Source organism: uncultured Oribacterium sp. (assembly GCF_902481605.1).
GTDB classification, from domain to species: Bacteria; Bacillota; Clostridia; order Lachnospirales; family Lachnospiraceae; genus Oribacterium; species Oribacterium sinus.
This window is the reverse complement of record NZ_CABSXI010000103.1, coordinates 1-4,927: the sequence shown is the minus strand read 5'-3', so window position 1 is coordinate 4,927 and position 4,927 is coordinate 1. Positions and strand designations below refer to the sequence as shown.

Sequence of the window (4,927 nt, the reverse complement as noted above, 5' to 3'; positions counted from 1 at the left end):
GGGCACGCTCTCGCTAGCTTCGCCACGTAGCGGTACTAACTTCAAGCTTCGCTTTGCTTGCTTTCAGTAAGTACCGGCGGGCTCAGACTACCCCTGTTTTAGACCTATACTGCATAAAAATTTACTCTATAATTCTGATTACATTCCCTTTTTATATAAAATTGCTCTTAAGAGATAGGGTGTTAGTTTTCGCTATTGTCTGCCGGATGCTCCCTATTAAAGTCTGCTCCGTTGACTTCACCCTGCTTTGGCGCAACACCGGTGGAAGAACCGGAAGCATGTACCTTATACTCCTTGATTACACCGTTCTTTCTCTGTTTCTTTTTTACAGTGGTGGTTTTCTTAGGACTGGCCTTTACTTCCACGTCCTTGGTCTGTACTTCACCGTCCACAACCCAGGCACCGTTCTCATCTACGGTGTAGCCGTCGGGAGTGGTGGTGGAGAGTAATGCCCAACCTTCCTGGTCGAAATAATAGCACTCCGCTACGCCGTCATTGTTTCCGTCTAACCAGAACCAGCCGGAATGTGCATAGGAATGATCTTCATTTTCATACCACCAACGGTTGCTGTTCGCCCCCGCACCCTTATTCCAGTTTGCCATGGCGGGAATGCTGGAAAGAAGGCTTAATGCCATCATTGCTACCGCTATTTTCATTTTTTTCATATTTCACCTCATTAAAATGGACTTGGGATCATCATAGAATCCCTTAAACTCTGCATCATTGTAACGACTGGAAAAGAGAAAGACAATAAAGAAAATCTTAAGGATAAAATGTTTTTTATTAAGTCAAGAAAAGATTTTTTCGCTTTTTTCTCTATCTTTACCTATGGGAAAAGAAAGGGTATAATAGGGCACAGCGTATTTTTTTAGAAAGAGGAAAGATGAAGAAAAGAAAATCAATACCAGGGACGATAGACCAGTATCTTCGGTGGCCCATTTGGCTTTCTCTCCTGTGGATTCCTATTTTAGTTTCATTAAGCTTTATCGATTGGAAGGCATTTTTTGTCCTTCTCTTTTTTGCTGTAGTATATGTCTGTTTTGTACTGTATCTCTATCAGAGCAGAAAGTCCAAGCTGATGTCCTCCCTTTTGGAATTCTCCTTAAAGGCAAATGATAGCAACGCCAGACTTTTTGAAGAGATGCCTACAGCCTATTGTATTGTCAATGAAGAGGGAGGAATTCTTTGGGAAAACAAAGCCTTCCATCACATCTTACAAAAAGACAGCGGGGTAAAGAAGAATTTGCTTTCCCTTTTCCCCAATATTCAGAAAGAGATATTGACGGAAAGCGGAGCGGTCTTGGAAGTACATTCTTCCTTTAAGGACAGAAAGTACTGTATTGACCTGATTCGTGTGGATTCCTTGCAGGATGCGGAGCCGGAATCCCTTACCTTATCGGAGGAGACTCGTTTAATTGCGGTTTACCTTCGGGATGAAACGGAAGAATTGGAATTACAGCAGAAGCTGGATGAGGAGAGAATCGTAGTAGGTCTTGCCTATGTGGACAACTACGAAGAAGTTATGGAGCAGATTGAGGAGGTGAGAAGATCCCTGCTTACTGCTTTAGTGGATCGAAAGATTAACCGTTATATCGATTCTGCCAACGGCGTAGTAAAGAAAATCGAAAAGGATAAATATTTTTTCATTCTTAAGCAATCCGCTTTGGAAAAAATGATGGATGACCGCTTCTCCATTCTGGAAGAGGTGAAGAAGGTAGATGTGGGAAATGACCTCTCCGTAACCCTCAGCTTGGGTATCGGCTTCGGTGCGGGAGATTATGCCCAGAACTATGAATATGCCAGAACCAGTATGGATATGGCGCTGGGCCGTGGAGGCGACCAGGCTATCGTAAAGACCCCTGAGAAGTTAAACTTCTTCGGCGGAAAGAGCCAGAGCACGGAGCGTGTTACCAGAGTAAAGGCCAGAGTGAAGGCTCAGGCCTTCCAGGAGTTAATCGAGTCCAAGGACAAGGTACTCATTATGGGACATATCAACAGTGATATGGACTGTCTGGGTTCCTCCGTGGGTGTGTATCGTATGGTTACCGCCCTGGATAAGAGAGCTTATATTGTACAGAACGGGGTAACCCCCACCATTTTACCCTTAAAAGAGCGTTTTCTGGAAAATGAAGACTATCCGAAGGATATGTTTATTGACGGAGAAACCGCGAAGGATTTGGTGGATAACAACACCATGCTGGTGGTGGTGGATTGTGACAGACCGTCCATCATTGATGAACCGGAGCTTCTTACCATGGTGAAGACCAAGGTGGTTTTTGACCACCATAGACAAAGCTCCGAAACGATTCAGGGAGCGGTATTAAGCTACTGCGAGCCCTATGCCTCCTCCGCTTCCGAGTTGATTGCGGAAATGATGCAGTATATTCGGGACGGTATCAAGGCAAAGCCCATTGAGGCGGACTGTATGTATGGCGGTATCGTGATCGATACCAGAGAGTTTACCAACCAGACCGGTGTAAGAACCTTTGAGGCGGCAGCGTATCTGAGACGTTGCGGTGCGGATATCACCAGAATCCGAAAGGTATTTCGAGAGGATTTCAGTGATTATCAGGCCAAGGCGGAGGCCATCAGTCGGGCGGATATTTACCGGGATTTCTTCGCCATCAGCAGTGTTTCCTGTGAAGGCACGGAAAGCCCCACGGTACTTTGTGCCAAGACGGCCAACGAGCTCTTAAATATTCGGGGAATTAAGGCCAGTGTGGTCTTAACCAAGGTAAATGATGTAGTGTTCATTTCTGCCCGTTCCATTGACGAGATGAATGTGCAGGTTTTAATGGAAAAGCTGGGGGGCGGAGGACACCGCACCGTGGCAGGAGCCCAGATTAAAGAGGGCGAAGTGGCAGACTGCATTGTGCAGGTCAAGAAGGCCATTGACGAGATGATTGAGGAAGGAGAAGTAGAGTAATGAAGGTGATTTTGTTAAAGGATGTAAAGGCATTAGGAAAAAAGGGAGAAATCGTAGAGGTTAGCGAAGGTTACGGAAGGAACTTCATTTTACCTACCAAAACCGGCGTACCGGCTGATGCAAAGAACTTAAATACCTTGAAGCTGCAGCTGCAAAATGCGGAAAAGCTGGCAGAGGAAAGACTGGCAGAGGCTAAGGAATTAAAGGAAAAGCTGGAAGCCATTAAGCTGGTGTTCACCATGAAGGCGGGAAAAGACGGAAGAGCCTTCGGTTCCATTTCCACTAAGGAAGTACAGGAGGAACTGAAGAAGCAGCATAAGCTTACCGTGGACAAGAAGAAAATGGAGCTGGATGTACCGATGAAGAATTTCGGCGGCTATGACATTAAGGTGAAGCTGCATAAGGATGTGGAAGCAACTCTTCATGTCAGCGTTCAGCCACAGGCTTAAAACAATTACTCATTACCTTTTAGCCACGGGCTTAAAGCAATTAGAAGACTTCTCTCTTTTTCAGAAAATGATGAGGAAAAGGAGAGAAGTTTTTTAGACCGAAAGTAGAGAGGGAAGAAAGAATGGCTGAACAGGAAGAGCGCCTGGTACTAAGAACCGTTCCCCATGCCAAGGAAGCGGAAGAAAGTGTCATCGGTGCCATGATTCGAGACCAGGATGCGGTGATGACCGCTTTGGAAATTCTGGTACCGGAGGATTTTTACAATAGACAATATCATATTTTGTTTGATGCCATGCGGGAAATGTCTTCCGAGGGCGTGAGCATTGACTTTGTCAGTCTTCAAGAGCGTCTTCGAAGAAAAAAGGATGTTCCGCCGGAGTTTTTTTCTCTGGAAACCCTTAGAAATTTGGCGATTTCCGTTCCCAGTGTGGGAAATGTTCGTCTCTATGCGGAGATGGTAAAGGAAAAGTCTACCCTGCGGGCTTTGATTAAAACCAATGAGGAGATTGCAGAGCTTTGCTACAGCGGGAAAGAAGATTTGGAGACCATACTGGAAAGTACGGAGAAACGGATTTTCCAGCTGCTGATGCAGAAAAATAACCGGCAGTTTGTTCCCATTGATGAGGTGGCGATGAATGTGCTTCGACGAATCGAAGCCGCATCCAAGCAGAAGGAATCCATTACCGGTGTGCCCACCGGCTTTATTGACCTGGATTATCGAACCGCCGGATTACAAAAGTCTGATTTAATTCTGATTGCCGCCCGTCCTTCCATGGGAAAAACCGCCTTTGTACTCAATATCCTGGATCATGTGGCGGTAAAGAAACGGGAGCCGGCTATGGTATTCTCTTTGGAGATGTCCAAGGAGCAGCTGGTAAATCGTCTGCTCTCTCTGGAAACCTCCATTGATGCGGATAAGCTGCGAAAGGGAAATCTTACCGATGAGGACTGGGGAAATCTGATAGAGGGAATTGACCGTATCTCCCATGCCAATATGGTGATTGATGATACGCCGGGAATTACGGTTTCCGAGCTTCGGGGCAAATGCCGGAAGATGAAGCTGGAAAAGGGCATTTCTCTGATTATGATCGACTATTTACAGCTGATGAGCGGAGAAAGAGGAAAGCGTTCTTCGGAAAACAGACAGCAGGAAATCTCTGAAATTTCCCGTTCCCTAAAGGCCATTGCCAGAGAAATGGATTGCCCTGTGATTGCCCTGTCTCAGCTCTCCCGAGCGGTGGAACAAAGACCGGATCATCGTCCCATGCTTTCCGACTTAAGAGAGTCGGGAGCCATAGAGCAGGACGCAGATATTGTAATGTTTTTATATCGTGATGACTATTACCACAAGGATTCCGAAACCCCCAATGTGGCGGAGGTTATCATTGCCAAACAAAGAAACGGTCCAATCGGAACTGTTACCCTGGGATGGCAGCCCCAGTATACAAGGTTTGTGAATGCAACAAGAGAGAAGCACTAGGGGCTTCTCTCTTTTGTTGTGCGCCTAGCGGCGCACGTTTCTAACGGGTTAAAGTCCCGAATCCGCCCGGT

The 4,927-nt window shown here is 46.1% G+C and carries 4 protein-coding genes; 3 read left to right on the top strand and 1 reads right to left on the bottom strand.

The annotated features are described in order from the left end of the window. Window positions 1-182: 182 nt before the first annotated feature. On the bottom strand, window positions 183-665 hold the full coding sequence (locus tag RDQ32_RS10720; RefSeq protein ID WP_308580471.1) for a choline-binding protein: 483 nt from the start codon (window positions 663-665) through the stop codon (window positions 183-185). 218 nt (window positions 666-883) lie between these two features. Between RDQ32_RS10720 and RDQ32_RS10715 the strand changes: the two genes are divergently transcribed. The 3 genes from RDQ32_RS10715 to dnaB all read left to right on the top strand — a co-directional run bounded on the left by RDQ32_RS10715 (window position 884) and on the right by dnaB (window position 4,856). After that, the gene (locus RDQ32_RS10715) at window positions 884-2,926 is read left to right on the top strand and encodes a DHH family phosphoesterase (protein WP_308580470.1); all 2,043 of its coding nucleotides are present in this window, start codon (window positions 884-886) and stop codon (window positions 2,924-2,926) included. Then, window positions 2,926-3,375, top strand: a complete 450-nt coding sequence (gene rplI / locus RDQ32_RS10710) for a 50S ribosomal protein L9 (RefSeq protein ID WP_007156809.1) — start codon at window positions 2,926-2,928, stop codon at window positions 3,373-3,375. The genes RDQ32_RS10715 and rplI overlap by 1 nt, the downstream gene beginning before the upstream one ends. Window positions 3,376-3,497: 122 nt before the next feature. Then, window positions 3,498-4,856 (top strand): replicative DNA helicase, encoded by a 1,359-nt coding sequence (gene dnaB / locus RDQ32_RS10705; RefSeq protein WP_183684566.1) that lies wholly within the window; start codon window positions 3,498-3,500, stop codon window positions 4,854-4,856. The last annotated feature ends 71 nt before the right edge of the window (window positions 4,857-4,927 follow it).